This is a genomic window from Kitasatospora sp. LaBMicrA B282, assembly GCF_050325825.1.
Lineage (GTDB): Bacteria > Actinomycetota > Actinomycetes > Streptomycetales > Streptomycetaceae > Kitasatospora.
The window spans coordinates 1-678 of the sequence record NZ_JBNQTI010000387.1 but is presented as its reverse complement, the minus strand read 5'-3'; the positions used below and the strand labels follow the sequence as shown (position 1 = coordinate 678).

Sequence of the window (678 nt, the reverse complement as noted above, 5' to 3'; positions counted from 1 at the left end):
ACCACCACCCAACCCCCGGCGCGCGCCGGCCCCACCAACCCACCAACCCACCAACTGCGCCGACCAGGTGAAACACCCTCAAACCACCCACTCAGAAGCGGTCATGGTTGGGTATGTCCTGCGTCGGGCCCCGGGGAGGGCGGGCTCACGGCTGTCTCTTCCGGCCGGGAGGGGAGTTCGCGGTCGCCAGGCGGGGCCCGTCATCGGCGAAGGGTCCACGTTGGCCGGCTGGTGGTCCGAGAATCCGACAATTGATCCGATCCGGCGGAATGACGGGGCCGCGGGCGGGGTGTAGGGGCGGGGTGGTTATGACTCCCCGTGTCCCGTGCCCGAATGCACTCCAAGGGAGTCGCGATGCCCGTGTCCCGTCCCACTTCCCGGATGGTGGCCCTGGCCACCGCCGCCCTCCTCAGCACCGCAACCGCCGTTGCCGTGAGCGCGCCTGCCCGCGCTGCCGACCTTCCGGCGGGCTGTGTCCAGACCGACCCGTTGCCGGGCCTGCTCGGCTTCAACTACCGCTGCACCCAGGGCCTGAACCAGGCCTGGAACCTGACCGGCGGCGACACCACCGTCACCATCACCAACAGCTCTGAGGGCGGGGCGGGGATCTACCGAGGCGGCAGCCTGACGTACACCGGGACCGGCATCGTGCACATCAGCGTCACCGGGGGCGTGGAG

1 protein-coding gene is annotated in these 678 nt (G+C 70.4%); it reads left to right on the top strand.

Annotated elements, in window-relative coordinates; translation table 11 throughout:
* Positions 1 to 360: 360 nt before the first annotated feature.
* Positions 361 to 678 (top strand): hypothetical protein (locus tag ACQRUO_RS39600; RefSeq protein ID WP_428321023.1); only part of this gene is annotated, 318 nt, incomplete at its 3' end.